This window comes from Nocardia amamiensis (assembly GCF_015477605.1).
GTDB classification, from domain to species: Bacteria; Actinomycetota; Actinomycetes; order Mycobacteriales; family Mycobacteriaceae; genus Nocardia; species Nocardia amamiensis_A.
In genome coordinates this window covers 1-24,943 of sequence record NZ_JADLQX010000045.1, presented here as the reverse complement: position 1 = coordinate 24,943, position 24,943 = coordinate 1, and the positions used below count along the sequence as shown (strand labels likewise).

At 67.3% G+C, this 24,943-nt stretch carries 25 protein-coding genes and 1 pseudogene; 12 read left to right on the top strand and 14 right to left on the bottom strand.

All coding sequences use genetic code 11. The annotated features are described in order from the left end of the window. Positions 1–174: 174 nt before the first annotated feature. On the bottom strand, positions 175–906 hold the full coding sequence (locus IU459_RS33905) for an alpha/beta fold hydrolase (RefSeq protein ID WP_195133687.1): 732 nt from the start codon (positions 904–906) through the stop codon (positions 175–177). 221 nt (positions 907–1,127) lie between these two features. Then, entirely contained in the window at positions 1,128–1,481 is a 354-nt protein-coding gene (locus IU459_RS33900; protein WP_195133686.1) for a DUF4870 domain-containing protein, read from the bottom strand. Between the two features lie 596 nt (positions 1,482–2,077). Between IU459_RS33900 and IU459_RS33895 the strand changes: the two genes are divergently transcribed. Together IU459_RS33895 and IU459_RS33890 are read left to right on the top strand one after the other, a co-directional pair. Next, positions 2,078–2,839 carry a hypothetical protein gene (locus tag IU459_RS33895; protein WP_195133685.1) on the top strand — a complete coding sequence of 254 codons (762 nt, stop codon included), beginning with the start codon at positions 2,078–2,080 and terminating at the stop codon, positions 2,837–2,839. Between the two features lie 303 nt (positions 2,840–3,142). Beyond that, complete coding sequence (locus IU459_RS33890; RefSeq protein ID WP_195133684.1) at positions 3,143–3,709, top strand: hypothetical protein; 567 nt, start codon at positions 3,143–3,145, stop codon at positions 3,707–3,709. 52 nt (positions 3,710–3,761) lie between these two features. Here IU459_RS33890 and IU459_RS33885 read toward each other — a convergent pair whose 3' ends face one another. Continuing rightward, a complete protein-coding gene (locus IU459_RS33885) occupies positions 3,762–4,436 on the bottom strand; it encodes a PaaI family thioesterase (RefSeq protein WP_195133683.1) in 675 nt (224 codons plus the stop codon). Between the two features lie 173 nt (positions 4,437–4,609). Between IU459_RS33885 and IU459_RS38930 the strand changes: the two genes are divergently transcribed. Together IU459_RS38930 and IU459_RS33875 are read left to right on the top strand one after the other, a co-directional pair. Next, a complete protein-coding gene (locus tag IU459_RS38930; protein WP_324199130.1) occupies positions 4,610–5,104 on the top strand; it encodes a VWA-like domain-containing protein in 495 nt (164 codons plus the stop codon). A 259-nt stretch (positions 5,105–5,363) separates the two neighbouring features. Continuing rightward, a complete protein-coding gene (locus tag IU459_RS33875) occupies positions 5,364–6,014 on the top strand; it encodes an HAD family hydrolase (protein ID WP_195133682.1) in 651 nt (216 codons plus the stop codon). 19 nt (positions 6,015–6,033) lie between these two features. Here the strand turns inward: IU459_RS33875 and IU459_RS33870 are convergent, their stop codons facing one another. Further along, positions 6,034–6,627: a TetR/AcrR family transcriptional regulator gene (locus IU459_RS33870; RefSeq protein WP_195133681.1), complete on the bottom strand. Its 594-nt coding sequence runs from the start codon at positions 6,625–6,627 to the stop codon at positions 6,034–6,036. 21 nt (positions 6,628–6,648) lie between these two features. Between IU459_RS33870 and IU459_RS33865 the strand changes: the two genes are divergently transcribed. Together IU459_RS33865 and IU459_RS33860 are read left to right on the top strand one after the other, a co-directional pair. Next, a complete protein-coding gene (locus tag IU459_RS33865; RefSeq protein WP_195133680.1) occupies positions 6,649–7,017 on the top strand; it encodes a hypothetical protein in 369 nt (122 codons plus the stop codon). Then, entirely contained in the window at positions 7,014–7,529 is a 516-nt protein-coding gene (locus tag IU459_RS33860) for a hypothetical protein (protein WP_195133679.1), read from the top strand. The genes IU459_RS33865 and IU459_RS33860 overlap by 4 nt, the downstream gene beginning before the upstream one ends. Positions 7,530–7,533: 4 nt before the next feature. Here IU459_RS33860 and IU459_RS33855 read toward each other — a convergent pair whose 3' ends face one another. Both IU459_RS33855 and IU459_RS33850 read right to left on the bottom strand, forming a co-directional pair. Beyond that, positions 7,534–8,034, bottom strand: coding sequence for a hypothetical protein (locus IU459_RS33855; protein WP_195133678.1), 501 nt, complete (start codon positions 8,032–8,034; stop codon positions 7,534–7,536). A gap of 123 nt (positions 8,035–8,157) precedes the next feature. Next, complete coding sequence (locus IU459_RS33850; RefSeq protein ID WP_195133677.1) at positions 8,158–8,538, bottom strand: nuclear transport factor 2 family protein; 381 nt, start codon at positions 8,536–8,538, stop codon at positions 8,158–8,160. 87 nt (positions 8,539–8,625) lie between these two features. On the opposite strand from IU459_RS33850, the gene IU459_RS33845 reads away from it, so the two are divergent. Further along, positions 8,626–9,564: a helix-turn-helix domain-containing protein gene (locus IU459_RS33845; RefSeq protein ID WP_195133676.1), complete on the top strand. Its 939-nt coding sequence runs from the start codon at positions 8,626–8,628 to the stop codon at positions 9,562–9,564. A 10-nt stretch (positions 9,565–9,574) separates the two neighbouring features. Here the strand turns inward: IU459_RS33845 and IU459_RS39875 are convergent. Continuing rightward, positions 9,575–9,634, bottom strand: a pseudogene (locus tag IU459_RS39875) (mycothiol transferase); the annotation flags it as partial. A 78-nt stretch (positions 9,635–9,712) separates the two neighbouring features. Next, complete coding sequence (gene xylB / locus IU459_RS33840) at positions 9,713–11,119, bottom strand: xylulokinase (RefSeq protein WP_195133675.1); 1,407 nt, start codon at positions 11,117–11,119, stop codon at positions 9,713–9,715. A 154-nt stretch (positions 11,120–11,273) separates the two neighbouring features. Here xylB and IU459_RS33835 point away from each other — a divergent pair, with 154 nt between their 5' ends. Further along, positions 11,274–11,762: a hypothetical protein gene (locus IU459_RS33835; RefSeq protein WP_195133674.1), complete on the top strand. Its 489-nt coding sequence runs from the start codon at positions 11,274–11,276 to the stop codon at positions 11,760–11,762. On the opposite strand, the gene IU459_RS33830 is transcribed toward IU459_RS33835, so the two are convergent. From IU459_RS33830 to IU459_RS33815, 4 genes are read right to left on the bottom strand one after another with little or no spacing between them, the layout of a single operon-like run. Further along, positions 11,753–12,763: a glycoside hydrolase family 172 protein gene (locus IU459_RS33830; protein WP_195133673.1), complete on the bottom strand. Its 1,011-nt coding sequence runs from the start codon at positions 12,761–12,763 to the stop codon at positions 11,753–11,755. The genes IU459_RS33835 and IU459_RS33830 overlap by 10 nt on opposite strands. Beyond that, the gene (locus IU459_RS33825; RefSeq protein WP_195133672.1) at positions 12,760–13,209 is read right to left on the bottom strand and encodes a thioredoxin family protein; all 450 of its coding nucleotides are present in this window, start codon (positions 13,207–13,209) and stop codon (positions 12,760–12,762) included. Before IU459_RS33825 ends, IU459_RS33830 begins: the two co-directional genes overlap by 4 nt. 56 nt (positions 13,210–13,265) lie before the next feature. After that, positions 13,266–14,747 carry an FGGY-family carbohydrate kinase gene (locus tag IU459_RS33820; RefSeq protein WP_195133705.1) on the bottom strand — a complete coding sequence of 494 codons (1,482 nt, stop codon included), beginning with the start codon at positions 14,745–14,747 and terminating at the stop codon, positions 13,266–13,268. A 2-nt stretch (positions 14,748–14,749) separates the two neighbouring features. Beyond that, entirely contained in the window at positions 14,750–16,162 is a 1,413-nt protein-coding gene (locus IU459_RS33815) for an L-fucose/L-arabinose isomerase family protein (protein WP_195133671.1), read from the bottom strand. Positions 16,163–16,422: 260 nt separating this feature from the next. Between IU459_RS33815 and IU459_RS33810 the strand changes: the two genes are divergently transcribed. Further along, positions 16,423–17,049: an NADPH-dependent FMN reductase gene (locus IU459_RS33810; RefSeq protein ID WP_195133670.1), complete on the top strand. Its 627-nt coding sequence runs from the start codon at positions 16,423–16,425 to the stop codon at positions 17,047–17,049. Here IU459_RS33810 and IU459_RS33805 read toward each other — a convergent pair. Both IU459_RS33805 and IU459_RS33800 read right to left on the bottom strand, forming a co-directional pair. Then, positions 17,030–17,908: a glycosyl hydrolase family 32 gene (locus IU459_RS33805; protein WP_195133669.1), complete on the bottom strand. Its 879-nt coding sequence runs from the start codon at positions 17,906–17,908 to the stop codon at positions 17,030–17,032. The genes IU459_RS33810 and IU459_RS33805 overlap by 20 nt on opposite strands. A 4-nt stretch (positions 17,909–17,912) precedes the next feature. Then, a complete protein-coding gene (locus IU459_RS33800; RefSeq protein WP_195133668.1) occupies positions 17,913–20,234 on the bottom strand; it encodes an ATP-binding cassette domain-containing protein in 2,322 nt (773 codons plus the stop codon). 63 nt (positions 20,235–20,297) lie between these two features. Here IU459_RS33800 and IU459_RS33795 point away from each other — a divergent pair, with 63 nt between their 5' ends. From IU459_RS33795 to IU459_RS33785, 3 genes are all read left to right on the top strand, one after another. Continuing rightward, entirely contained in the window at positions 20,298–21,302 is a 1,005-nt protein-coding gene (locus IU459_RS33795) for a helix-turn-helix transcriptional regulator (protein ID WP_195133667.1), read from the top strand. Positions 21,303–21,451: 149 nt separating this feature from the next. Beyond that, entirely contained in the window at positions 21,452–23,467 is a 2,016-nt protein-coding gene (locus IU459_RS33790; RefSeq protein WP_195133666.1) for a TRAP transporter permease, read from the top strand. Next, positions 23,464–24,459, top strand: a complete 996-nt coding sequence (locus IU459_RS33785) for a TAXI family TRAP transporter solute-binding subunit (protein WP_195133665.1) — start codon at positions 23,464–23,466, stop codon at positions 24,457–24,459. The genes IU459_RS33790 and IU459_RS33785 overlap by 4 nt, the downstream gene beginning before the upstream one ends. Positions 24,460–24,943: the final 484 nt, after the last annotated feature.

Below are 24,943 nucleotides of genomic sequence, written 5' to 3'. Positions count from 1 at the left end.
CGACCGTGCCCGAGCTCAGCGCAACAGCGGTGAGCTGGTGCCCGCTCCTTGGCATCAGCGTGCACTGCCAGGCGGCTGTCCGGCGCTCTGCCCGTCGATCTTCCGGCACCCCGTGCTGGCCGCTTCGACCAGCGGCATGAGCGGACGCGGCTTCCCTGCGAAGAGACACAGAGATTAAGACCTCGGCGGTGCCGCGGAGGTTGCGCTCGGTGCCACACAGGTGTCGGTGACGACGTCGACCCATAGATGTGGATCGGTTGACCAAAAGTTGTGGGCGACGCCGGGCAGCTCGTCGAACTCGCCGTGTGGGACCAGGGTGGCGAGTTGCCGCAGCGGCCATGAGGGGCGGATGTCGTGCTGCGCGGCGATGAATGTCATGGGGACGGTGGTGTCGGCCAGTCGCCGGAGCAGGTCGGGTTCGTGGATCCACTGCACGAACGACTCGTTCAGTGCCGCGTGAACGCCTGGCTCCCAGTGGATCCCGAGGTCGGCTTCCAGATGCCGCGCGGACTCGTATGCCTGGGACCAAGTGCGGTCTTTGTGCAATCCGTGCCCGGCGACGCCGACCACGGATCGAACACGGTCAGGATGGTCCAGCGCGTAGCGCACCGCCAGATCCGAACCCCAGGAATGGCCCAGCACCACCCAACTGTCGGCACCTGCGGCGCGCCGCACCGCCTCGAGATCGGCCACTGCCTGGCCGAGGTCGTGCGGGCCGCCCTGGGAGCGTCCGACACCCCGGGGTTCGGGATACCAGGACCGCATCCCGCGAGGCGCCAACCGCTCATGCTCGAGGTAGTGCACGCAGCCTGGTCCACCGGACAAGACGACGACATCCGGTCCACGCCCCGTGACACCGACGTGCAGCAAAGCCCCATCATCGGCCGGGACCACCATCGATTGCATTTCGCCCCAGATCCTGTTGCCAACCAGCGCGGCTGATGACATTGTCACCGGAGGTTGCCCGGTATTGCTCGCACATCGCCATTATCGGACGTACCGCGCGGACGCCAACGGCCCGAGATAGCCTCGGGCCGTTGGTCTTCGGACTGTCGCATCTGGCCGCCGGCTGGGGTGCCGACAGCATCCGCGATTACGAAATCCCGCCGGGGACTTCGAACGTGCCGCTACTTGACCGAGTTGGCCAGCTGATCGGCATATGGGGCAGTGAATTTTCCGACAATGGGAAGCTCTGTGCGTACACCGCCGGTGTTATTCGCCTGGACCATGGCCATGATCCAGACGACGACTGCGAAGACCGCTACCGCGAGTCCGGCGAGGCTGAAGATGATCCCCAGGACTCCGAGTAGCGAGCCGACGATGCTCAGAACAATATTGACCACCGAGACCGCCCCGAAGAAGACGATCGATTGCGAGGCATGAAATTTCACATCGGGATCGTTCTTTCCGACAAATAGGAAGATGATTCCGGTGAGCCACCCCAGCGCGTACGACAGGATCGCGCTGGTCTTTTTGTCCAAGCCGGCGGACCGCGGTTGGTTCTAGGAGGTTGAGAAGATGTCATGGGGTAAGTAGATGCCGCCCGCGCCACCTACCGATCCCAGGTTTCAGCACGAACCCACAGGTCGCGGGCCAGTCGGCGACCGGGATCCTGGACGTGGTTCTCTCGACGAGATGACTGCCAACAACCTCGAAACGCCTGGTCGATGGCTCATTACACAATCGAGCACCGACAAAGCCGCAGAGTAGCCAAGTCGGTCTCCGAGCAAGGGGCCGCTGCACGGTCATCGTCATGCAGCGGTGTGTTCGGGTCGGCCTCGAATAGATTCAGCCACCTGAAGGTCGCCCCCGCGCCGGCTGGTTCGAGCAGCGCGCTATGCGGCATTGCAGAGCGTTGCCGATGCCGAGATGGACTTCGCCGTGGAGGTTCGAGGGTGCTCCGTGGCCGCTTCGAACGGCGCGCGCCTCGCGCCGTTACCGGATCGATTCGGTGGGCAGCGACTTGCCTGGGGGAGGCCCTGCGGACCGATCGCTGATCTCACTGCTGACCGGCTTCGCTCGACCGGCGACACCCGATTGCCACCCCGCAGGCTCAACGACGGTGAATACTTTGCTCATGGCGGAGTGGAAATCGTCTGCGGCGCAACCAGATGAGGATGCGCTGAAGGTGTTGCTGGGGATGTATGCCGCAGAGCGTTCCGATTCGGCGGCCATGATGAATTCTGGTTTCGCACAGGTCGTTGCACTCATGGCTTACCTAGGTGTGGTGACGACCTTGATCGGCAAGAACGAGGTCGATGCACCAATCATCCTCACAGCACTCCCGATTCCCGCGCTGCTGTTGCTGCTCACCTACACCATCCATGGCTACAACCAGGGGCTTCGCGCCACCTCGGGCAGGACGTTGGAGCGGCTTCTCTACCCAGCGCTGTCGGCCTACGTTCCGGCCCACCATCCCGATGGCGGTAAGCCTGAGCTGGATCCCCGGCACTTCCGCGAGGGCAAGGGCGTCGACCTGCGCCATGTGGCTTTGGGGCTGCATTCCACTGAACTGCTCTACAACACCGACCGGGCGAACAAATGGCACAGCTGGTTCCTGAAGGGCTATTACGTGTTGGCTGCCGCGGTAGTTTTCGGCTTCAGCTCCGCGGTCGTGGGACTAGGGATCGATGGCGTGTGGAACGAGGACGCCACCAGCACATGGACTGGCCTGGATCGGACGGTGTACGTGCTCGAATTCATCCTGATCGGGTTCCTGTTGGCCATGTTCTCGATCATCGCGTTCCGGGCCGGCCCGAAGCACCGCGAGAGAGCGGAGCGAGCCGCGGACGCGGTGGTCGAGGCGGCCGGACGGAGGTCGTCTCGGCCCATGAAGTGAATCACCAGAAGACTGGGCAGCCACGGTCGATCCAAGGCCATGCGCCCGCGTACCTCGCTTCAGGGCCAGTAACCTGCCCGATACCAGCAGTCACTGCGCCAACATCGGGTGACAAACGAAGCACCGCCATGCACGGTATTCGGTATTACAGGATGCCCTGGGCCGCATCGGCTCTCGTCTCACGGCCAGTGCCGGGTGAACATTGCTGACAGAGTGGTATACCGCTTTCCGGATGTTTTGCGCAGCGGAGGTTCTCGTCTATCGGCAGTACGGCATGTGCTGAGCTACTTCTACAATCTTCGCGTGACGCTCACCCTCGCCGACCTGGTTGGCTACACCGATCGCGACCTCGACACCGACCTGGCGCGTTGGTTCCCTGATACCGCACCCGTCCAGCTTCCCGAGCAGACCCGGCCGGTGGCGCCGTTTCTCGCGCGTCTGGCTCCCGCGGACGCTGCGGCGCTGGCCGCGCTGGACCGCCGGGTGCGCTCGGGCCGGTTGCCGCAGTTCTTGGACATCTTCGACTGGTCCTATGGGTTCGATTTCGCCGGAAACGACTGCGGCATCGTCGATTCGGATTACACGACAGAGCTCACCGACGAGGATGTCTACTCGATCGGTGCGGACGGGGGCGGCAATCTGTATGTCGTACTCACCAATGGACAAGTGGCGGTGTGGTTTCACGAGGAGGAGGTGCTCGAAGGCGGCACCCGCTTCGACAATCTCGATGTCTTCCTCTGGTCGTTCGTCCGCTACGGCGCGGTACGCGCTGGGAAGCTCGAGCGCTCGGCTGTAGAGGCAGATTTCCTGGCGCTCGGCCAGGACGGCGCACTCGAACCGCAACTCGGCCTGCTGAGACTGATGAAGTAGGTGGGAGACTCCTAACCGGCGGTCATCCGACGAAATGGTCCTCCGAGACCAGTCAGGGTTGACCAGGTTTGAGGACGATGAACAGGCCGTTCGCCTCGGCGCACAGGCGCTCGCCGTCGTGCAAGGTGGCGCGAACGTAGACTTTGCGTCCCTCTTGGCGTTCGGCCCATGTGCGCACCTTCAGTTCGGTGTTCAGCGGGGTGATGGAGCGGTAGTCGACGGTGAGGGAGGCGGTTCTGGTTACCGCGCCGGCGTGGACGGCGGCGGCCATGCCGAGCAGGTCGTCGAAGGCGATGGCGATCTGGCCGCCGTGGGCGGCGGTGTTGCCGCCGAGGTGGTAGGTGCGGAAGGTGACGCGGGCGTCGACGCCGCGTTCGCCGACATGGTCGATGACGAACGGTGGCAGGGTGATGTTGCCGCGGGCGGGCAGGTCGAAGCGGGTCCAGTTCGGGGTCGACCATTCGTCCACGAGGGCGTCGTCGAGTTTGTCGTTCAGCTGCTTGAGCAGGCCGATCGCCTCTACTGCCAGGTCGTCGGAGGGGCTGGCCAGGCGGACCCGGTCCATCAGGCCGCGGACCTGTTCGATGAACTGGCCGTAGTGCGGCCCGCCGCGGGAGATGTCGTCCTTGGCGGCCTCGTGGGCGGCGATGAGCTCCGGCATCGGGCGGAAACCGCCCTCGTGGTGCTCCTTGCTCGGCAGCGCGTCGCCGGTCTGCGGTTCGTTCATGAGAACACGTTATCGGTTGCCCGGTGAATGCTCGCTGGGCGGGGGATGAGTGTGGGGAAATGCGCCCGCGGCGCGCCGAATCGATCGCCGTCCACGAGGAACTCGCCGGAGTGGTATCGGTGTCTCGGGAAGCGGATCAGGCACCCCGGGCGTGTCGCCGCGAAGGCAGGCCGATGACCGCGAATGTGCCGGGGACACTGGACCGCGACAAGCTCTTCGCCGCCCGATCGCACGCCGCCAGGGCCCGGCCCTATCTGGCGACTGCCGTGTACGCCCTGTGCGTGGTCGAGTCGCGCTCCCGTGCCGTGGGCGGCCGCCGCGACCTGGTCACCGTGCCGCCGTGCGACGCGGCGGCCAGGATCGTGCACCCGCTGTGTCGCGCCGGGCGAATTCCGCTGGTTGGCGGCGGCGGCACGGACCTGCGCACGGACATCGCCAAGGCGTTGCGAGCCCAACACCGCCCCGATGTGCTCGTGATCCTGACCGACGGCCAGACACCTTGGCCGACCAGACGGCCACCGTGCCGGACGGTGGTTTGGCCTGTTTCGTCGGCAGCACGCCGCTTCCTGGCGCGAACACGATCCCGATTACGTTCCGGACGCGCCGCCCGCATGGGCCCGAGTAGTCGATATCGGGTAGGAGCCCGCTGCTTGTCTGTCAACGCCTGATACCGATCACTCGCCGGCGTCGCCACGGGGAACATGATTCGCGACCAGCCCCACGCGGCGGGGCCGGACAGCTCGGGCTATTGGGAGACAGGACCTGGTCCGTCGTCACCGCGTGCCAGCCGAACGAAGGAGAGGCAGCCGCCTAGGCTGGAACGCGATCGGCTATCGCGTACCTGCTGGTGACCCGGTGTGGTTCCGGCGGTCGAGTACGGGATTCGGCGTCGATCGACGTCTTCGTCTGGTGAAAGGCTTTGTGTGCATGGGAATTACGGCGGTCGTCTTCGACTTGGACGGCGTCCTGATCGACTCCGAGCCGGTGTGGGAGCGGGTGCGGCGGGCGTACGTCGCGGAGAAGGGTGGTCAGTGGCTGCCCGACACCCAGCGGCGGCTGATGGGGATGAGCACCGGTGAATGGTCGGAGTACCTCAGCGGCGAACTCGGCGTCGGGGAGTCGCCGGAGACCGTCGCCCGTGAGGTCGTCGAGCGGATGGCCGAACGCTACGGCGAGGCCGTCCCGCTGCTGCCGGGCGCCGTCGAGGCCGTGCAGCGGATCAGCGAGCACTGGCCGCTCGGGCTGGCCAGCTCGTCGCCGCGTGCCCTGATCGACAGCGTGCTCGGCCGCACCGGTCTGATCGAGTTCTTCACCGTCACGTTCTCCACCGAGGAGGTCGATCGGGGCAAGCCCGCGCCGGACGTGTACCTGACGGTCGCGACGTTCCTGCGTCAGCGGCCCACCGACTGTGTGGCCGTGGAGGATTCGAGCAACGGGCTGCGCTCGGCGCATGCGGCGGGGATGCGCGTCATCGCGGCCCCGCGACCGGAATACCCGCCTGCCCCCGACGCCATGCGATTGGCCTGCCGGGTGATCTCCGGTCTCGACGAACTCACGCCCGCGCTGATCACCGGTTGAGCCGCCGGAGTAGCTGGGGTCAGCCCCGGTAGGAGGTCAGCAGGGTGCGAGCGGCGGCGGTCACGTCGTCTTCCAGCCAGCCGGGCAGCGACGGGGCGTGGGCGTGGCGACGCAGCGCCGCGTAAGGAAGGTCGACTATCGCACGGGTGACCGCGTCGATCTCGCGCTCGCCTGCGCGGCCGAACAACGCGTCCGTGATGCGACGCAGATGCTCGATCAAGGGTGCGTTCATCTCGGCCAAGGTGGCGTTGAACTCCACGTCGGGGCCGCCGTCGAGCAGATCGCTCGGCCGCAGGTTGAGCAGAAGCCGCGCGTCCTGGGGCAATTCGCGCCCGAACCGCAGGGCGGCCCGCGCCATCGCGACACCGGCATCGACCGGGTCGGACTCCTCGGCCGCGGCCAGGGTGCGGTCCTGGAAACGCCGCAGCGCGCGCAACCACGCGGCGGTGAGCACACCGTTGCGGTTGCCGAAGCGGTGATACAGCGTGCCCACTGGAGCGCCGCTGGCCTCGGCGATCGCCGACACGCTGGCCGCGCGGGGTCCGTCGGCGAGCACCAGGGAGCGTGCTGCGTCGAGGATCACGTCGGTGTCGTGCTTGCGTGGTGGGGCCATGTACTAGTACGTTCCTTCTATATGGAGCGGTTGCCCTATATAGATGAGCATGCCAGATCGGTCGACGCGAACCGGGATCGGGCGTGGAAAGCGGTGCTGAAAGTGGTCTGCAAAGATCCGCACGATCCATCATCGGTGGGAAATGGATTCGCCCTGGAATCCGCGGAGGAGCCGCATCGTTTGGCGATTCGGGGCGAGCACTGGTTCTCGAAGTATCAGTTGGTCTTCGAGTTGGACGAGGAGGGTCCGAGCCGGACGCGTGTCCGCGCGCGTAGCTTCGCCGAGTTCCCCGGGCTGCCCGGCAAGATCTATCGCGCGCTGGTCATCGGCACCGGCGGCCACCGGATGACCGTGCGCTGGATGCTGCGCCGAATCGCGGCGGCGGCATGATTCCCGGGGCGGTATGGGGCGCGACCGAAGCCGAGCGCGAGGCCCCGCTACCGTGCGACGACCGGCAGCCGGGCGGCTTTCAGGCCGATCGCGCGATCAGCATCGCCGCGCCGCCCGCGCTCGTTTTCGCCTGGCTGTGCCAATTGCGCATCGCTCCCTACAGCTACGATCTGCTGGACAATTTCGGCAAGCCCAGCCCGCGCCTGCGCGATCCGCAGCTGACCGAATTGGCAGTGGGACAGCGGTTCATGTCCCAGTTCGATCTGGACTCCTTCGTCCTCGGGCGGCATATCACGCTGATCACCGGCAAGATCTGCGTCACCTATGCGGTGCGTCCCGAAGGAACGGGGACCAGGTTGGTGGCGCGGATTCGCTTCGGCGGACCGAAACCCATCGCCGTCGCGCTGGCGCTCGGTGACGTCATCATGATGCGCAAGCAGTTGCTGAACCTGAAGGAGCTCGCCGAGGCCGAATACCGCTCCAGCTCGCCGGAGGACACGGCTCGGCACTGAACGATCAGTTGCGCCGTTCGACCAGGTCGAACTTCAGTTGTTCGAATCCATCCGGCACGATGTCGCGCACCGACACCAACGCATACGCCCAAGAGCCGAGGAGGGTGTGGTCGCCGGCAGTGCGGCTGGTGTCCGGTGCGGGTTCCGCGGTGAGCACAGGCAGCGGATGGATGCGATGGCGTGCGTCGTTTTCCAGCACGGTCGCCTTGTCCACGAAGACTCGCAGGTCGTGATTGAGCAGGTACCGGCCGACGGCACCGTGCTCGGGTGCCGCCAGTGCCGCGACGGAATTCGCGGCTAGGTAAAGGTTTTCGCTGTCCGGTTGACCTCGCGGCGCGGCCTGACCCGCCCACACCACCCGGGCGGGCGTATCGAGCAGCCGCTCGACTCCTTGGACGACATGGTGACCGATCCTGGCGTGTTCCATGAGTTTCGCGCCCGCCTCGACATAGCCGAGCAGGCGATGGTCTTCGGTGCAGAGTACCGCTCGATAGAGCTGCCACACGGAGCCGGATTCCCTTCGGTGGTAGGCGATTTCGTTGCATGCTCACACGCGTTTGCGGTGTGGCGATTACAGCGGCGTTACCACCGTGGTGCGGCTTCTGATCGTGTCCAGAGCACACAGGCCTCAGAACATGCCGTGTGGTACCTCCGCGGGTTCGGGCACCGGCTGAACGACGTCCCAATGCTCCACGATCTTCCCGTCGGCGAATCGCCAGATGTCGGCGACGGCCATGCCACGTACGTCGCCGGGCGGAACCATGCGGTAGTGCATGACCACGTACTCGTCGTCGGCGATCACCCTGGCCAGCTCGAGCCGCGAACCGGCGACGGGAGCCTGCGCGATGAACTCGAGGAAAGCATCCTTGCCGGAGGGATTTCCGGGACTGTGCTCGATGAAGTCGTCGTGCAGGAGGTCGCGGAGCATCTCGATGTCGCCGGCCGCGAACTCCGTGAATCCGCGCAGAGCCAGTTCTTTGTTGCGTACTGCCAGGTTGTTGTCCGTCATGGCGACGAGACTCGCAGCGGCCGGTGGCGGCGTCGATTACCAGCCATGTAATGGCGGACGCGACAACACCGCCGCGATACTGGGCCGATGACCGGTGATCGGGGAGTCGGCGAGCTGCTGCGGGAGTGGCGGCATCGGCGGAAGTTGAGCCAGCTGGATCTGGCTATTCAGGCGGATGTGTCCGCCCGGCATGTCAGTTTCGTCGAGACGGGGCGGACGACGCCCAGCCGCTCCATGGTGCTGCACCTGGCCGAGCAGATGAATGTTCCACTCCGCGAACGCAATCGCCTACTGATCGCCGCCGGATACGCTCCCGAGTTCCACGGCCGCGACTGGACCGCTCCCGCACTGCGGCGCGCCCGCGACGCGGTCCAGCGAGTGCTGCACCTGCACGAGCCGTATCCGGCGCTGGCTGTCGACCGGCACTGGAACCTCGTGCAAGCCAACGACTGCGTGCAAGTCTTCTTCGACGACGTCGATCCCGGCCTGCTCGAACCGCCGATCAACATGATGCGACTCGGTCTGCACCCCAGGGGATTCGCATCCCGGCTCCGCAACCTGGAGCAGGTGCGCGGCTTCCTGCTGCCCCGGCTCGCCCGCCAAGTCATGGCCACCGGCGATCCCGAGCTCACCGCGCTGCACGAGGAGCTGCGGTGCTACGGCGTCCCGGGCAGCGCCGACATCGAACCCGGCGCCATCATGCTGCCGATCCGGTTGTGCCACCGCGACGCCGAACTGTCCTTCTTCAGCACGGTCACCACGTTCGGAGCGGTCTTCGACATCACGCTCGACGAGGTCGCGGTGGAGGCTTACTTTCCCGCCGACGACAAAACCGAGGCATATCTGCGCGAGCTGGCGGCGGTTCCTATGTCCACGCGAGGCCGGGGCGGTGGCGTGCAGTTCACTACTGTCGCATCGAATCAGACGGCCGCGGAACCACCAGGCCGCTCTCGTGCGGATCTGGTGAATCGGCCCCTGGCATCGATGGCGCCGCGATCACGAGGCCGGGCCGTCGGTCGCCGGTGAATCCATCGATCCGCTCGCGCAGCAGGTCGGCGTGGCCGTTGTGGCTGGCGCACTCCTCGATCGTTCGCACTGCCTCCGTCGCGCAGGAAGCCGAAAGCCGCGTGTAGCGAGAGATTCAGAGACTGGCGTCGATGATCCGGCCGGCGCGTCAGTCGTAGAGCGCCTGGCGTGCCTGCTGGTACTGTGCGCGGATTCGCTGCCCGACCGCGGCGTCGGCGGGAGCGGGTATCTCCGCGGCCTTGCGCGCCTTCCAGGTCGGCGGTCGGGGCGCACCACTGAGCGCCCACGCCGCTTGCCGGGCGGCGCCGAGTGCGACGTACTCGGCCGGTTCCGGCACCGTCACCGTGACGCCGAAAACCTGGGCGGCGATCGCAGCGACCAGTGGCGAGCGAGCCGCGCCGCCGATGAGCAGCACGCGTCGTGGCGTCACGCCGATGCCGGTGAGATGGTCCAGCGCGTCGGCGAGATGGCAGAGCATGCCTTCGTAGGCGGCGCGGGCGACGGTGGCGGGACGCATGGCGTCCGGGCGCAATCCGTGCAGGCTGCCCGTGGCGTGCGGCAAGTTGGGTGTACGTTCACCTGCCAGATAGGGCACGAGGACCGCGCCATCCGCGCCGGCCGGGGCCTGTGCGGCAAGCGATTCGAGGGTGGGAAGGTCCACGCCGAGCAGATCCGCGGTCGAGGTCAGGATGCGGGCCGCGTTGAGCGTGCAGACCAGCGGGAGGAATGCGCCGGTAGCGTCCGCGAATCCGGCGACCGCGCCACTCGGGTCCGCGCTCGCGCGAGTGGTGCGGGCGTAGGCCGTACCACTGGTGCCGAGGGAGACCACTACGTCACCTTCGGCGATGTCCAAACCCAGTGCGGCCCCGGCGTTGTCCCCTGTTCCCGCCGCGACCAGCGCACCCGATGGCGTCCTGCCCGCCGGTTCGGCCGGATCGAGCACTCGGGGGAGCGCGGGCGTGCGTCCGCGAAAGGCCATGGCGAGCAGGTCTTCGCGGTAAGCGCCGTCGCTGGGTGACCAGTACCCGGTGCCGGAAGCGTCACCGCGGTCGGTGGTCGGCTCCGGCATGCGTCCCGGCTCCCCGCCGCGCAGCCGCCAAGTCAAGTAGTCGTGCGGCAGGAGGACCCGCGCGGAGCGGTCGGCGAGTTCGGGCTCATGATCGGCCATCCAGCGCAGCTTGGCGACGGTCAACGCCGCGACCGGTACGTTGCCGACCGCGTCTGCCCAGGCCCGCGGTCCGCCCAGCTCCGCGATCAATTCCTGGGCCGCCTCGGCGGAGCGGACATCGTTCCACAACAACGCGGCACGCACCGGGATGCCCGTCGCATCCAAGGCGACCATGCCGTGCTGCTGCCCCGCGACGGCGATCGCGTCGACGCTGTCGAGTAATCCAGCCCCGGCGCTGCGCAAGGCGTCCCACCAAGCGGTGGGGTCGACCTCGGTCCCGGCGGGGTGCGGCGCCTGCGCCTGGCGCAGGATGGTACCCGTTTCGGCGTCGCAGACGACCACTTTGCACGCTTGGGTGGAGCTGTCCACTCCCGCGACCGTCGTCATGCGTCCAGCCTTGATCCGTTTCGGCCGATATCGCCGATCCCGACGGGAAACCTGCCGACCGTTCGCAGCACAGACATCTCCACACCCTGCACCCGAATCGCCGCGCCACGCAGCATTTCGCGGAAACGGCCGCGCCATCGTGCAGACTGTCGCGATGAGCATCGACCCCACCGACGTGCGCATTTGCGCGGGAGACGGGACACCGCTGCCGGAACTCACCGAGGACGCGCTCGGCAACATGCTGGACGAACCGCCCCGCGAGGACCAGGCCATTCTCGAGCTCAGCCGCGCCGACCTACACGACATCCGGGCCACGCGCCTGCCCGACGGCCTCTACGAACTGGAGCACCGGGCCGGGTCGGCGACCGAGTCCTTCCAGATGTACACCTCCGACCCGGTGCTGGTGCGCGACGTGCTGTGGGCCTGGCTGTCCGACGATCCGTGGTGGCACGAGGCGGTCGCGTGGTACCCGGTCGATCCGGCGATCGCGGAACTGCGTGCCATGCGGGACGAACTCACCGGACTGCTGGACGGCCTCACCGCGATGGGCGATCTGACCGCGGGCATGGACGCGGCACTGGCCCGCGCCGACGAGCTGCTGGCGCTGGAACCCGATCCGCCGGAATCATCGGCTCACGACTGATACCACCACGCGGTCGTCGCGATCTCGGCCTCTTCCAGTGGCAGATAGGTTTCCGCGTCCCGCCACCCGAGTGCCTGCACGGTGACGCGCACATCGCGCTCGAAACAGATCGGATCGCGCACATGCCAGCGGTACATTCCGAAGCGCTGGTCCGGTTGATAGATTTCGTCCGGCGGCAGGATCTGATGCAACCCCAGATACGGGGTGCAATATGTCCGATATGTCCCGTCGAGGTCGAAATTCCAGGCGCCGCCGAAATAGTCCTCGGTGCCTGTGCCGCAAATAGTGGGGTGCTCGGCGTCGCCGTCGAGATAGAACTTGACTTCGCCTTCGCCCCACCATCCCGGCGCGCTGGGGCGAATGGCGAGGTAGGTGCCGACGTAGCGGCCGGGCCCCGGGACCGTGTCCAGAATCGTGTGCACGGCCGGATTGCCCAAGCGAGCCGTACGCGACCACCGGGTATGCAGACAACCGGCGGCGTTCGGAACATCCTCCTCGGTGTAGGTCGCTTGGTAGTAGACCGGAACTTCCCGGCCGCAGCGGTTCTCCAGCGTGATCCGCGCCCGGTGCCGAAACGGCATGGGCCAGTAACTGTTCAGTCCTCCCGCGGGGGCGACCACTACCATCTCCGAGGCCAGCAGCGCCAGCTCGCCCCATCCGTTGCAGAAGAAATCACCGAGCGGCAGCTCGATCGCGGGCCGCGGCTCGTCGTCCCAGTACATGCGCAGCGTCAGCGAGCACAACACGGAGCGTTCGGTGGTCAACCAGAAGTGCCGGATCACTCCCGGGCCGGAAACATCGGCCAGCGTGGCGTTTTCGCCGTCGGCGAGCGCGATCGAGGGCGAGACCTTCCACCCGGCGCCCAGCAATCGAGCCGCGTGCGCGCCGGTGCCATCGATCGCACGTGCGCCTGCGCCCCGGGCGCCGGTCGGGTTCTCGGCGCTGACCGACCGCGTTCGCGCGCCGTCCAGCCGCCACAGATCCGCGCCCGGCGTGGTCACAGCCCTGGCCAGCCGTATCGGGGCGAGACGGGCGCGGGTCCGGCCCGGCGTGCGGTGGCGGAGGCTCCTGTGGTGGCGAGTTCTCGCGCGTCCTGCTCGGCCAGTCGACGGCGAATCTGGTCCATGTCCAGCCAGAGAATCTGCTGCACCAGGTCTTCCAGCGCGTCCGGCGTCAACGCGCCCGCCTCGGAATACACCAGCAACCCTTCCCGGAACGCCATCAGCGTGGGGTACTGGGTGACCTGTGCGCCGGCGCTCAACGCGACTTCGGCCTCGGTGTCGACTTTGCCGTGCACGATCTCCGGGTGCCGGTCCGAGGACGCCTCGTACACGGGCGCGAAACGATGACACGGCCCACACCAGCCCGCCCACCAATCGACCAGCACGATCGGGTTGGACGCGACTACGGAATCGAAATTGTGCTGGGTCAAGGTGATTGTCGGCATGGAATCCTCGAGTGGTTCTGCGCGTTGACCCTGCATCGTCGCATGGATATTCGCGATCAGGAAGATGTGCCGGTGCGGTGGTGTTCGGCCGCGAGGAAATGCGCGATATTCGTCGTGCATTCATACAGTTCGCGGTAGTGCCGGTAGTACTCCTCGTATTTCGCGGTGCGGTCGGGATGAGGCCGCACCGTATCGACGACAGGATTCCACCCCGCGGTGTCGACACCGGCGGCTTCGGCCGCGAGCAAAGCGTCGCCCAGACAGGCGCCCACGGTGTCGGCGGGTAGTTGCTGCTCCAAGCCAGTGACATCGGAGACGATCTGCGTCCACAATCCGCCCTTGGTGCCGCCGCCCACCGCGACCAGACGCGCCGCCCGGCCGCCTGCCTCGGTCATGGCCGTCAGGTTGTGCCGCACGCCGTAGGCGGTACCTTCCAGCACCGCCCGATACAGTTCGGCGCGCCCGTGCCGCAGCGTCAATCCGGCGATGATGCCCCGGGCGTCGGGATCGAACAGGGGAGTGCGCTCGCCGGCGAAGTACGGCAGCGCGAGCAACCCTTCGCTGCCGACCGGTACGTCGGCGGCCGCCGCGACCAAGTCGGTGAACTCGCCGCCGACGAGCTTGCGCAGCCAGTCGGTGACCGCCCCGGAGGTGGCCATGCCCGCGGCGAGTGTGTACGTGCCCGGCCAGGCGCCGCAGGTGCCCCAGAGGCCGGGATGCGGGCGCGGATCGGCGAGCACCTGCACCAGGAACAACGTGGTGCCGTACATGATCATCGCATCGCCCGGGGCGCGAACGCCCACACTGGCTGCCTCGGCCCATGCGTCGATGGTCCCAGCGGTGACCGGCAGTCCCGTCGGTAGTCCGGTGACCGCCGCCGCGTCGGCGGTTACCCGGCCCACGATCTCGGTCGGCCAAGCCAGGTCCGGCAGCGACCATCCGGGCACGACCTGCTCGGCCCAGTCGGTCGCCCACGCGCGCGCACGCAGGTCGTACAGGGGCACGCATTGACTGGCCGACTGATGGTCGAGAACGTACCGGCCGGTCAGCCGGTGCACCAGGAAGGAACTCGCCATCAGCAGCATGGCGGTGCGCGCGGCGACTTCCGGCTCGTGCCGGGCCAGCCACCTGGCCTTGGGGCCGACGGCCTGGCTGGTCAGCGGCGACCCCGCGCGGTCGAGCACCGCTTGCGCCCCGAATTCCTCGGCGAGTTCGGCGATTTCGACGGCGGCCCGGGTGTCGACGCCGTACAGGATGGCCGGGCGCAGCGGATTGCCCTCCGCGTCGGCGGCCAGCAGGCACGGGCCGATCCCCGACACCGCCAGCCCGTCGAGCGCAGCGCCCTCGGCCGCGCGCACCAACTCCCGGGCGAGCGTGACGAAGTCGGCCCACCACACGGTCTCCGCGTCGTGCTCCACCCACCCGGGATAGGGCATGGAGACGTCGTGCGCGCGTTCGGCTCTGGCGACGATCGTCCCGTCGGCGTCGGCCAGCACACCCTTGGAACTCGAGGTCCCGATATCGATGCCGAGAAACATCGTCACCGCGTGAACTCGTCCAGCGTGACGTCCAGCAGTTCGCAGGCGGCTCGGACCGCGGCCCGGTGATCGCCGGGTATCGCGTGGATGTGGTTGGCGCCGAAGCGGTTCAAGAAATCGTCGGCTCGCGCGTCGAGCCGGGCGAAAGCGTGCGGCCACTCCCAGGTCGACTGCTTCATCAGCGCGTCGTTGGTCTGCTGGTCGTAGGCTTCGAAGTCGCCGAGCATCAGCTGCATGCGGTACTCGCCGTCGAGCCGGGTGAGTCGTGCGAGGGTCATCCGGCCCGGCGCGGCCAGATGGTGCACCGAGGCGCCGCCCGCCGGGAAGAAGAACACCTCCGGATACAGGTGCACTTTCGCCAGGTTCTCCGCGGGGTCGGCGCTGCGCGCGGCGAACCAGGTGGCGTGCTGACCGGAATTGCACAGATCCCAGATGTCCCGGTCCGCGTGATAGTGCCGGACGTCGGCGAACAGCACCGGGGTTCCCGCGATCCGCTTGAGCAGTTGCATCGTCAGCGCGCCGTCCATGTCCGCCTCGGTGGCGCAGACGTGCGGCTCTTTCGGACCGTTCCAGTCGTAGGGATCGTTGAGGAACGCCTCCGTCACGTCCATGGTGGCGAAGTACTGGGTGAGTTCGGGTTGCCCCTTGATGCCGGAGAAATCCAGTCGCCATTCCGCGATCAGCTCGCGCACGGCCAGGTACGACCGGATCTGGCGTTCCAGCAGCTCCGGCGTGAGCTTCGCGCCGTCGTAGTGCACGCCCGCGGTGTGCCGCTCCAGCCACTCGCGCGCCGCCTTCGCCTCCCCGGCGTCGGCGAGCTCGGCGCGGCGCACGATCTCCCACTGATCGATCTCCTCGACATCGATGCCGAAGCGCCGCTGCCACTGATCGGTGTTGGCGACCGCGGTGTTCATGCCCATCGGCCGCCCACCGAAGCGGCCGAATGTCGCACCGCGCAAACCGGATACGGCCGCCGCGGCCCGCGCCCGCACGCCGATGGCTTCGACCAGCTCCGGATCGGACGGATCGCCCCACAACCTGCTGTGCTTGCGCCCGATCTGGTCCAGTGCGCCACCAGCCGCGAGCATCCCCACCATGCCTGGCTGCACGGGATCGATGTTCGACAGCAGCAGCAGCGGACCTGGGGTCGCGCCCGCCGCCAGCATGGTGAAATGCGGGAACGCCCATACCGCGTAGTGCAGCACGGTCAGATCCACGCCCGCCGCGGCGACCGTGCGCGCCACCGAGCTCGCCGATGCATTGTCGCTGATCGGTGCCGCGCCGCGGACCACGTCGTGTCCCGCCGCGGTGAGTGCGGCCACCAGACGGTCCTCGGTCGAGATGATGAAATCGGCGATGCCCGCATGCACATAGTCGCGGCCATCGGAAACACTGATAACGCCGATACGGGCCATGCCGGTCCCTCCCGTTGGGGATGGTCGGAGAGTTCGACTCGATCAACAGATACCAGCCACGGCCGGGCTCGTTGGCGCGTTTGCGGAAATCGAGTCCCTCGCCGGTGCTTCGGACCGCTTACCGCGGAACCTCTTCGACACCGCAGTGTCCCTCACCGAGATCGAAGAATCAGCGACCCGAGTTGTGCGGAGGCCTGACATTCCGGACGGCTGTGTCGTCGGTAGGTCGTGACACTGTCAGCAGAGCAGGAGTTGGGAAAATGATCAGAATCGGCATCATCCTCGGCAGTACCCGGCCCAACCGTAACGGTCCGCAGGTCGCCCAGTGGGTTCTGGCCACGGCATCGCAGCGCGGCGACGCCGAGTTCGAACTGATCGATCTGCGCGATCACCCGCTACCGCATCTGGACGAGCCCGCGCCGCCGATGTTCGGCCCCTCCATCCATGAGCACACCCGCGCCTGGGCCGAGCGGATCGCCCCATTCGACGGCTTCGTGATCGTAACCCCGGAATACAACGGCGGCGCCCCGGGAGTTCTGAAGAACGCCATCGACCACCTGTGCGCGGAATGGAGCGACAAGGCGGTCGGATTCGTCTCCTACGGCGCTGGCGGCGGCGCCCGCGCCGTAGTACAGCTGCGGACGGTATGCGGCACGCTGGGCATGGCCGACGTGGGCTATCAGGTCGCGATCTCGCTGCTCACCGATTTCGAAAACTACACCACCTTCACACCACGTGACCACCATGTCACCGGCCTGAACAAGACGCTGGATCAGCTCGTCGCCTGGAGCGCTGCGCTCGCGCCGCTGCGGACCGGCACCGATACCACGCACATCGACTCCGAAGGAGATCGGTACGTCGGAGCGACTATCGCGGAACAGCTTTGATGACGTACGACTGCGGGAAGGCGAGTGGCGCCAGCTGGACACCACCCTGACCCCAGCCCGCACTCGTGATCCACCAGCGGCCGTCCTCGCGGACCACTTCGGCCGCGTGCGCGGCGATATGGCCGACCTTGTCCCCGATGCGGAAGCGAAATGGGCTGTCGCTGCGGAAGACGTCGGTGCCGACGTAATCCGGGCGGGGGCCGATGAACAGATACCACCAGCCGTCGTGCCGCAGGACGTACGGAGACTCGGTGTTGCCCGCTTCGGTGCCTTTGGCCGGGTCGGTGTAGGCGATGTGGCGTTCACCCCAGTGCACGAGGTCGGTGCTGGTGCGATAGGCGACGACGTGATGACCGCCGGTGGCGGCGCTGGTGGCGCAGTAGTACATCACCCACTGGTCGCCCACACGCGCCACCATCGGGTCGCGAGCGTCGTAGCCGTCGTGAAACAGTGGACCGGTAGGAAGTCTCGTCCACTGGAACAGGTCGGTCGAGGTGGCCAGGTTCATGGCCGCGGCGGTGCGGTCGGCGCCGCCCGCGGCGTAGAACATGTAGTACTGGCCGTGCGCGCCGACCACGTACGGCGCCCACAGATGTGTCTCCCCGTAGTCTCGATCGACCCGTAAAGCCGACGGGTGCTTGGCCCACGGCCCGTGCAACCGGTCGGCGCAGGCGTGCGCGAACTCGATTTCGTCGAACGGGTCCGCAGGCTCCCGATGGGTGATCCCGAACAGGTGCCATCGCCCAGCCTGGTCGCGAACCAGCGTGTGGTCGTTGATGTACCACGCATCCGGCTCCCCGACGCTCGGGTCGTAGATCCGCGCGAATGCCCCCGCCCGGACCACCTCGCGCGTCGTCATACCTTCATGATGCCGCCGCGGGACCTGCGGTCTCGCGGATTTCAGCACACGCACCCACGCTGCGCCGCAGATAGTCCGCGGTGATGGATCGGCCGTCCGCCAGCAACGCCGAGGGCGTTCCCGCGAAAACTATCTCCCCACCGTGCTTTCCACCGTCCGGCCCGAGATCGATCACCCAGTCCGCGCGGGCGACGACGTCCAGGTCGTGCTCGATGACTATCACCGTGTTGCCCGCGTCGACCAGCCGGTCCAGCAGCGCGACAAGGATGTCCACGTCGGCCATGTGCAGCCCGGTGGTCGGTTCGTCCAGGACGTAGACTTCGCCGCGGCGATGGAGGTGATCGGCCAGTTTGATACGCTGGCGCTCCCCTCCGGAAAGGGAGCTGAGCGATCTGCCGAGGGTGAGATAGCCGAGCCCGACATCGAGCAGCGACCGCAACGGCATGCGAATCCGCTGGTCATCCCGCTCGTCCCAGAAATCTAGCGCCTCCTCGGCGGTCATCTCCAGCACGTCGGCGATGGACGCGCCGCGGATCTCGTATGCGAGCACCTCCGGCCGGTACCGGCGTCCGTGGCAGATCTGGCACACGGTGGTGACCGGGTCCATGTAGGCCAGGTCGGTGAAGATCACGCCGGCGCCACCGCATTCGTCGCACGCGCCGTCGGAGTTGAAGCTGAACATGCCCGGTCGCACGCCGTGCCGCTTGGCGAACAGCTGACGCAGCGGATCCATCATGCCGAGATAGGTGGCCGGGCTGGAGCGCCGGGAAGCGGCGATCGCCGCTTGGTCGACCGCGATGACCTGCGGATGCGCCGCGACGAACGCGCCGGAGACCAGCGTGCTCTTTCCGGAGCCCGCGACGCCGGTCACCGCGGTGAGCACGCCCGTGGGAAACCGCGCGGTGAGATTCTTCAGGTTGTGGGTGTCGACATCGGTGACGGTCAACCATCCGGTCGGCCGCCGTGGGTGCTCCTTGACCCGGCGCACCCGGCGCAATCGCTCGCCGGTGGACGTGCCGGCGCGGCGCAACGCCTCGACCGTGCCCTCGAATACCACCCGCCCGCCGTGCGAGCCCGCGCCGGGACCCATGTCGATGACGTGATCGGCGACGGCGATCACATCGGGGGAGTGTTCCACCACCAGCACAGTATTTCCCTTGTCCCGCAATCGGATCAGCAGATTGTTCAATCGGCCCACGTCACGCGGATGCATGCCGACGCTCGGTTCGTCGAAGATGTAGGTCATCCCGGTCAGGCTGGAGCCGAGGTGCCGCACGACCTTGAGACGCTGCGCCTCGCCGCCCGACAGCGTCGACGTCTCCCGATCGAGCGAGAGATACCCGAGGCCGACCTCCTCGATCCGGCGCAACCGGGCGATCGCGGCGCTCGCGATCGGCTCGGCGACCGGATCGTCGATGGCGGCCAGCACCTCGATGAGGTCGGTGATCTCCAGCCGGCCGTAGTCGGCGATGCCGAGCCCATCGATCCGGCTCGCGAGCGCGGCGGCGTTGAGCCGCGCGCCGCCGCAGTCCGGGCATATCTCCTCGGTGACCACCGCCTGCGCGGCCGCACGGTTCTTGTCCGACAGCGCGGTGAGATCGCGCTTGATGTAGAGCCGTTCGACTCGCTCCAGCAGTCCCTCGTAGGCATTGTTGCCCGCCGACCCGTTCCTGTTCCGCCGTGGTACCCGGAAACCGTTGCCGTGCAAGAACAAATGCCACTCCTCCGGGGTGAACTCACGGAGCGGCTTGTCCGGATCGAACAATCCGGACTCGGCGTAGAGCTGCCATTGGAAGGTGCCGATCGCGAAGGGAGCGAAGGTGATAGCGCCCTCGTTGAGCGACTTGCCGGGGTCGACGAGCTTGTCCAGATCCGGACGCACCACGTGGCCCAGCCCGCCGCAGGCCGGGCACATGCCCAGCGGGTCGTTGAACGAATAGCGCGTGGCCTCGCCCGCGCTGGGCACACCGTGCCGGGAGAACAGCACGCGAATGACCGACTGGATGTCGGTCATGGTCCCGACCGTGGAACGCGAATTGCCGCCGATCGGCTTCTGGTCGACGACGACGGCGGGCGCCAGGTTGTCGATCACGTCGGCTTCGGGCCGCTCGTATTTGGGCAGCCGATTGCGGATGAACCAGGTGAAGGTCTCGTTGAGTTGCCGCTGTGATTCGACCGCGACGGTCCCGAAGACCACCGACGATTTCCCCGAACCGGAGACGCCGGTGAAGACCACGATCCTGCCCTTGGGAATGGTCAGCGAGACGTCGCGGAGATTGTTCTCGCGGGCCCCGATGATCCTGATGGTGTCTCGATCTGCATGCACGGCCCCCAGGCTAGGAGGCCATGAGGTCGGTTTCTGTCCTCGTTCGCGGCCATACTGGATCGCGTGACCCAGACCGCCGCGCGCCTGCTGCAGCTGCTGTCGCTGCTGCAGACCCGCCGCGAATGGAGCGGTCCGGAACTGGCCGCACGGCTCGGAGTCACGGTGCGGACGGTGCGCCGCGATGTCGAGCGCTTGCGCGAGCTGGAGTATCCGGTGGTCGCGAGCCTCGGCGCGGTCGGCGGATACCGGCTGCAAGCGGGTGCCGCGCTGCCTCCGCTGCTGCTCGACGACGAGGAGGCGGTGGCGATCACGCTCGGCCTGCGCGGGGCGGCCCAAGGCGCGGTCGCGGGTATCGAGGAATCGGCCGCCCGCGCCTTGGTGAAACTGCAGCAGGTGCTGCCGTCGCGGTTACGGCGCCGGGTCGACGCGATCGACTCCGCCACCGTGTCGCTCGCCGGTCCCGCCGCCGGGCCGGTGATCGACCCCGAGATCCTCGTCGTCCTGGCCGCCGCCGCGCGCGACGGCGAGCGGATCCGCTTCCGCTACCGGGACAAGGCCGACGCCGAAACCAGCCGCCTCGCCGAGCCGCACAGCCTGGTCTCCGCGGGCCGCCGCTGGTATCTGGTGGCTTGGGACGTGGACCGCACCGACTGGCGCACCTTCCGCGTGGACCGCGTGACCTCCCCGCATCCCACCGGAATACGTTGCACGCCAAGAACATTGCCCACCGCAGACGCGGCAAGCTTTGTCACCAGCCAGCTGGCCCGCTCCCGCCCGGCCCGCCACGTGGTCCTGCGCGTCCACGCCTCCGCCGACATGCTCATCGAATCGTTCCGGGTTCGTGCAGAGGAGATCGAGGCGGTGGACGCGCGGACCTGCCTGCTGCGCACATCGGCGGATTCTTTGGAGTGGACCGCCCTCCGCATCGCGCACTTGGACCTCGAGTTCGAGGTCGTCGAACCCCAGGAAATGAAAGACCTGCTGAGCACACTCGGCGCCAAACTACTTCGCGCGGCCGGAAATCCCCGCCCGGTACGGCGTCGAACCGGCGCTGTCGATCAAAGGTGATGGAGCCGACCGACCATCACCGAACAAACGATCCACCCGCTGGACAGGCCGAAGCCGCGCTGCTGCTGCCGACGGACGACCCGCGAGAATATCGGTAGCACAACGTCAAAGCCGGTACACAGGCGTGCGTGTGTTGCTATCGTCTCGCCATGTCGGACACGCTGGGCGCTCGGGTGGACGAGCAGAAGCGCCCGCCGGTCGTGGAGTTCGACGACGAGGAGCGGCCCGCGCGGGTACTGAGCGGCTGGGCGGAGCGATTGGTCGCCGCCGCCGCGTTCGCTGTCGCGATTCTCGTGCTGTGGCAGGTGTTCCGGCCGTTGCCGCAGGGTAGCCAGTACTACCTGGTCATCTTCCTGGCCGGCACGTTGCCCACGGTCTTTCTCGCCTACGGGTCGGGCTTTCGCTTCCTGGATCGGCGCAACCACCCAGGCATCGTCGACTGGTTGCTGGCGATGGTGGCGCTGGCGGTCTGTCTGTATCCCGTAGCCCCGATGACGATCGGTTCGGGTGGCGGCGGATACGACGCATTCCTCGATCGGCAAGGACTGCTCGATCCCGTCGACGTCGCGGTCGGCACGGTGTTGCTGGTGCTCGTCCTGGAAGCATGCCGGCGCACGACGGGTTGGGTGTTGCCTGCCGTGTGCCTGGTCTTCCTCGCCTACGGGTATTACGGAGGGCTGCTGCCGCAGGAATGGAGCATCGCGCACGCCGGTCTGGACTTCGGCCAGATCATCGATGCCCTGTTCAATTCCGGCAGCGGCTTCTACGGCACCCCGCTCGATGTCGCGGCCACCTACATCGTGCTGTTCACCCTGTACGGCGCGGTGCTCGAGTTCTCCGGTGCGGCGCAGTTCTTCGTGGATCTGTCGGTCGCGGCGTTCCGGCGCTCGCGCAGTGCCGCCGGACGCACCGCCGTGGCCTCGGGTTTCCTGCTCGGCACGGTATCCGGCTCCGGAACCGCTACCGCGGTGAGCGTGGGCGCGGTGACCTGGCCGATCCTGCGGCGCGCGGGGTATCCGCCGGAACAGGCGGGCGGCATGCTCGCGGCGGCGGGCGTTGGCGCGATTCTGTCGCCGCCCACGCTGGGGGTCGCGGCGTTCATCGTCGCCGAATACCTCGAGGTCTCGTATGTCACCGTGCTCGGCTGGGCGCTGATCCCGACCCTCCTCTACTACCTGGGCATCCTGCTCGCCGTCGAGATCGATGCGCGCAGGCTGGGCACCGAACCGGTCGAGATCGGCGGCGCTTCGGCGGGTCGGCTCCTGCTGCGGTTCGGCTATCACTTCCTCTCGCTGATCGCGATTGTCGTGCTGCTGCTCATCGGGATGAGCGCGACGCGAGCGGTGGTCTACGCGACCGCGCTGGCGTTCGTCCTGGCGTTCTTCGACGCGCGGACCAGAGCCGCCGCCCGGTCGCCGCGCCTGGTTTTCGCCACGGTCGGCAGCGGCGTTCGTTCGGCGCTGCCGGTGGTCGCGGTGTGCGCGGCCGCGGGCGTCATCACCGCGATGACGACCAAGACCGGCCTCGGCGCACAGCTCGCGGCATTGCTGGTGCGCGCAGCGAAGGCGCTGTCGGACAACCACACCGTCGTGCTGGCGTGCACCGTCGCGCTCGCCGCCGTCGCGCTCGCGCTGCTCGGCCTCGCGGTGCCGGTCACGGCGTCGTTCATCATCGGCTGGGCGATCATCGGCCCGGCGCTGCTGGCCCTCGACGTGCCCGCGCCCGCGGCCGCGATGTTCGTCTTCTACTACTCGGTGCTCTCGGAGGTGACGCCGCCGACCGCACTCGCGGCGGTGGGCGCCGCCGCGATCACCGGAGCCCGCACCGTGCCCACCATGTGGCAGGCCCTGAAGTACGCCCTGCCCGCATTCCTGGTGCCGATCGTGTTCGTCCTCACCGGTCCGGGCGAATACCTGCTCGGGCGCGGGCCGATCCTCGGCATCCTCTGGACCACGGTGGTCGCGTGCGTCGGTGTCGCCGCGCTGGCAGCGGCCACCGGCGGCTGGTTCCCCGGCATCGGACCCGCGCCGCTCGCGGCCCGCGCGTTGGCCGCCCTCGGCGGGTTGACGCTGCTGTACTTGGCGCCCGCCGCGCTGATCATCGGGGCGTGCGCCCTGCTGGCGGCCGCCGGGATCACTCTGCTGTCGCGAAGGAGAACGACATGAGAAGAGCCGCAATGGTATTCGCCGTCATTACGATCGCGGCGGCACTGCTCGCGGGCTGCGGTGGCCGCAGGGACGCTCCGCAGACGGACTCGGGCGCGGCGGTCACCTGCGCGCTCGAGCGAGAAACCCGGGTCGGCATCGCGACCGGCAACGCCACCGGGGTCTACTTCGCGCTCGGCAACGCCTACGCCGACCAGGTCGCCCAGGCCACCGACGGCAAGGTGAAGGCGACCGCCGCCGAGACCGGTGCATCGGTGCAGAACATCCAGCAGGTCGTCGCGGGCAGCTATCAGGTGGCGTTCTCCTTGGCCGACAGCGCCGCCGACGCCGTGCTCGGCACCGGAAGTTTCGAGGGCAAGAAACAGCCGGTGCAGGCGCTCGCGCGGCTGTATCCGAACTACACCCAGGTGGTCGTGCGCCGGGACGCGGGCATCAGCTCGGTGGCCGACCTGCGTGGCAAGCGGGTCTCCACGGGCTCGCCGAAGTCGGGCACCGAGGTGATCGCGCAGCGGATACTGCAAGCCGCCGGTCTGGACCCCGATCGCGACATCTCCGCCCAGCGGCTGGATCTGACCAAGACCGTGGACGGCATGAAGGACGGGTCGATCGACGCCATGTTCTTCTCCGGCGGCCTGCCAACGCCGGGAATCACCGATCTGTTCACCGTGGCGGGGGACCGCATGCGATTCCTCGACGTCACCGATCAGCTGAACAGCCTGCGCAAGATCAATCCCGTCTACGAAGCGGGAACCATTCCCGCCGCCGCGTACGGCCTGCCCGCCGAGGTGAGGACGATCGTCGTCCCGAACGTCCTGCTCGTCCGCGACGACCTGGACGCCGATCTCGCGTGCGTGCTGACCAAGACCTTGTTCGACCGCAAAACCCAACTGGAACAGGCCAATTCGGCCGCGAAAGGTATCAGCAGGCAGACCGCGAGGGATACCGCTCCCGTACCGCTGCACCGCGGCGCCGCCCACGCCCTCGCGAACTGAGCGAGTGCCGCGAGCGCTCCGGAACGATCTTGTGGTGGCTTGGATCACATTCGTGCCATCCAGCCCGTCGTTCCGGCGATCGCACCTCTCTGACCTGCGAAATTTCGCGCTGCGCAGGCGATTTGACGAAGTGAAATCCGCCGCGTAACTTATTCCAAGTCAGAGCGACACGGACACCGACCCGGAGCCGAGAAGCGAAGCGGAAACGCCGAGTGGAGGGACCGGGAAACGAGGTAGGACGAGGAGCGCCTGGCGATCACACTAGCTTGATCGGGACCCCGATTTTGATCGGGTGAACGGCTGGGCTAACCTGGATAGGTTGCCTCACTGAAAGTCCGGTGAAATCCGGAGTGAATGTGTGTGCGTGTGTTCTTTGAGAACTCAATAGTGTGTCGATGAATGTCAGTGCCAAATATTTTTTGGTTCCGGCCTTCCGCTCCCCGTGTGGAGGGTCGGGCATTTTTTGTCAGCTAATTTTCCGGCT

Bases quoted from the DNA above. Each gene is read 5' to 3' on its own strand.
- IU459_RS33905 (WP_195133687.1), bottom strand. From the start codon at position 906: ATGCAATCGATGGTGGTCCCGGCCGATGATGGGGCTTTGCTGCACGTC.
- IU459_RS33895 (WP_195133685.1), top strand. From the start codon at position 2,078: ATGGCGGAGTGGAAATCGTCTGCGGCGCAACCAGATGAGGATGCGCTG.
- IU459_RS33885 (WP_195133683.1), bottom strand. From the start codon at position 4,436: ATGAACGAACCGCAGACCGGCGACGCGCTGCCGAGCAAGGAGCACCAC.
- IU459_RS38930 (WP_324199130.1), top strand. From the start codon at position 4,610: ATGACCGCGAATGTGCCGGGGACACTGGACCGCGACAAGCTCTTCGCC.
- IU459_RS33875 (WP_195133682.1), top strand. From the start codon at position 5,364: ATGGGAATTACGGCGGTCGTCTTCGACTTGGACGGCGTCCTGATCGAC.
- IU459_RS33870 (WP_195133681.1), bottom strand. From the start codon at position 6,627: ATGGCCCCACCACGCAAGCACGACACCGACGTGATCCTCGACGCAGCA.
- IU459_RS33865 (WP_195133680.1), top strand. From the start codon at position 6,649: ATGGAGCGGTTGCCCTATATAGATGAGCATGCCAGATCGGTCGACGCG.
- IU459_RS33860 (WP_195133679.1), top strand. From the start codon at position 7,014: ATGATTCCCGGGGCGGTATGGGGCGCGACCGAAGCCGAGCGCGAGGCC.
- IU459_RS33850 (WP_195133677.1), bottom strand. From the start codon at position 8,538: ATGACGGACAACAACCTGGCAGTACGCAACAAAGAACTGGCTCTGCGC.
- IU459_RS33845 (WP_195133676.1), top strand. From the start codon at position 8,626: ATGACCGGTGATCGGGGAGTCGGCGAGCTGCTGCGGGAGTGGCGGCAT.
- xylB (WP_195133675.1), bottom strand. From the start codon at position 11,119: ATGACGACGGTCGCGGGAGTGGACAGCTCCACCCAAGCGTGCAAAGTG.
- IU459_RS33835 (WP_195133674.1), top strand. From the start codon at position 11,274: ATGAGCATCGACCCCACCGACGTGCGCATTTGCGCGGGAGACGGGACA.
- IU459_RS33825 (WP_195133672.1), bottom strand. From the start codon at position 13,209: ATGCCGACAATCACCTTGACCCAGCACAATTTCGATTCCGTAGTCGCG.
- IU459_RS33820 (WP_195133705.1), bottom strand. From the start codon at position 14,747: ATGTTTCTCGGCATCGATATCGGGACCTCGAGTTCCAAGGGTGTGCTG.
- IU459_RS33815 (WP_195133671.1), bottom strand. From the start codon at position 16,162: ATGGCCCGTATCGGCGTTATCAGTGTTTCCGATGGCCGCGACTATGTG.
- IU459_RS33810 (WP_195133670.1), top strand. From the start codon at position 16,423: ATGATCAGAATCGGCATCATCCTCGGCAGTACCCGGCCCAACCGTAAC.
- IU459_RS33805 (WP_195133669.1), bottom strand. From the start codon at position 17,908: ATGACGACGCGCGAGGTGGTCCGGGCGGGGGCATTCGCGCGGATCTAC.
- IU459_RS33790 (WP_195133666.1), top strand. From the start codon at position 21,452: ATGTCGGACACGCTGGGCGCTCGGGTGGACGAGCAGAAGCGCCCGCCG.
- IU459_RS33785 (WP_195133665.1), top strand. From the start codon at position 23,464: ATGAGAAGAGCCGCAATGGTATTCGCCGTCATTACGATCGCGGCGGCA.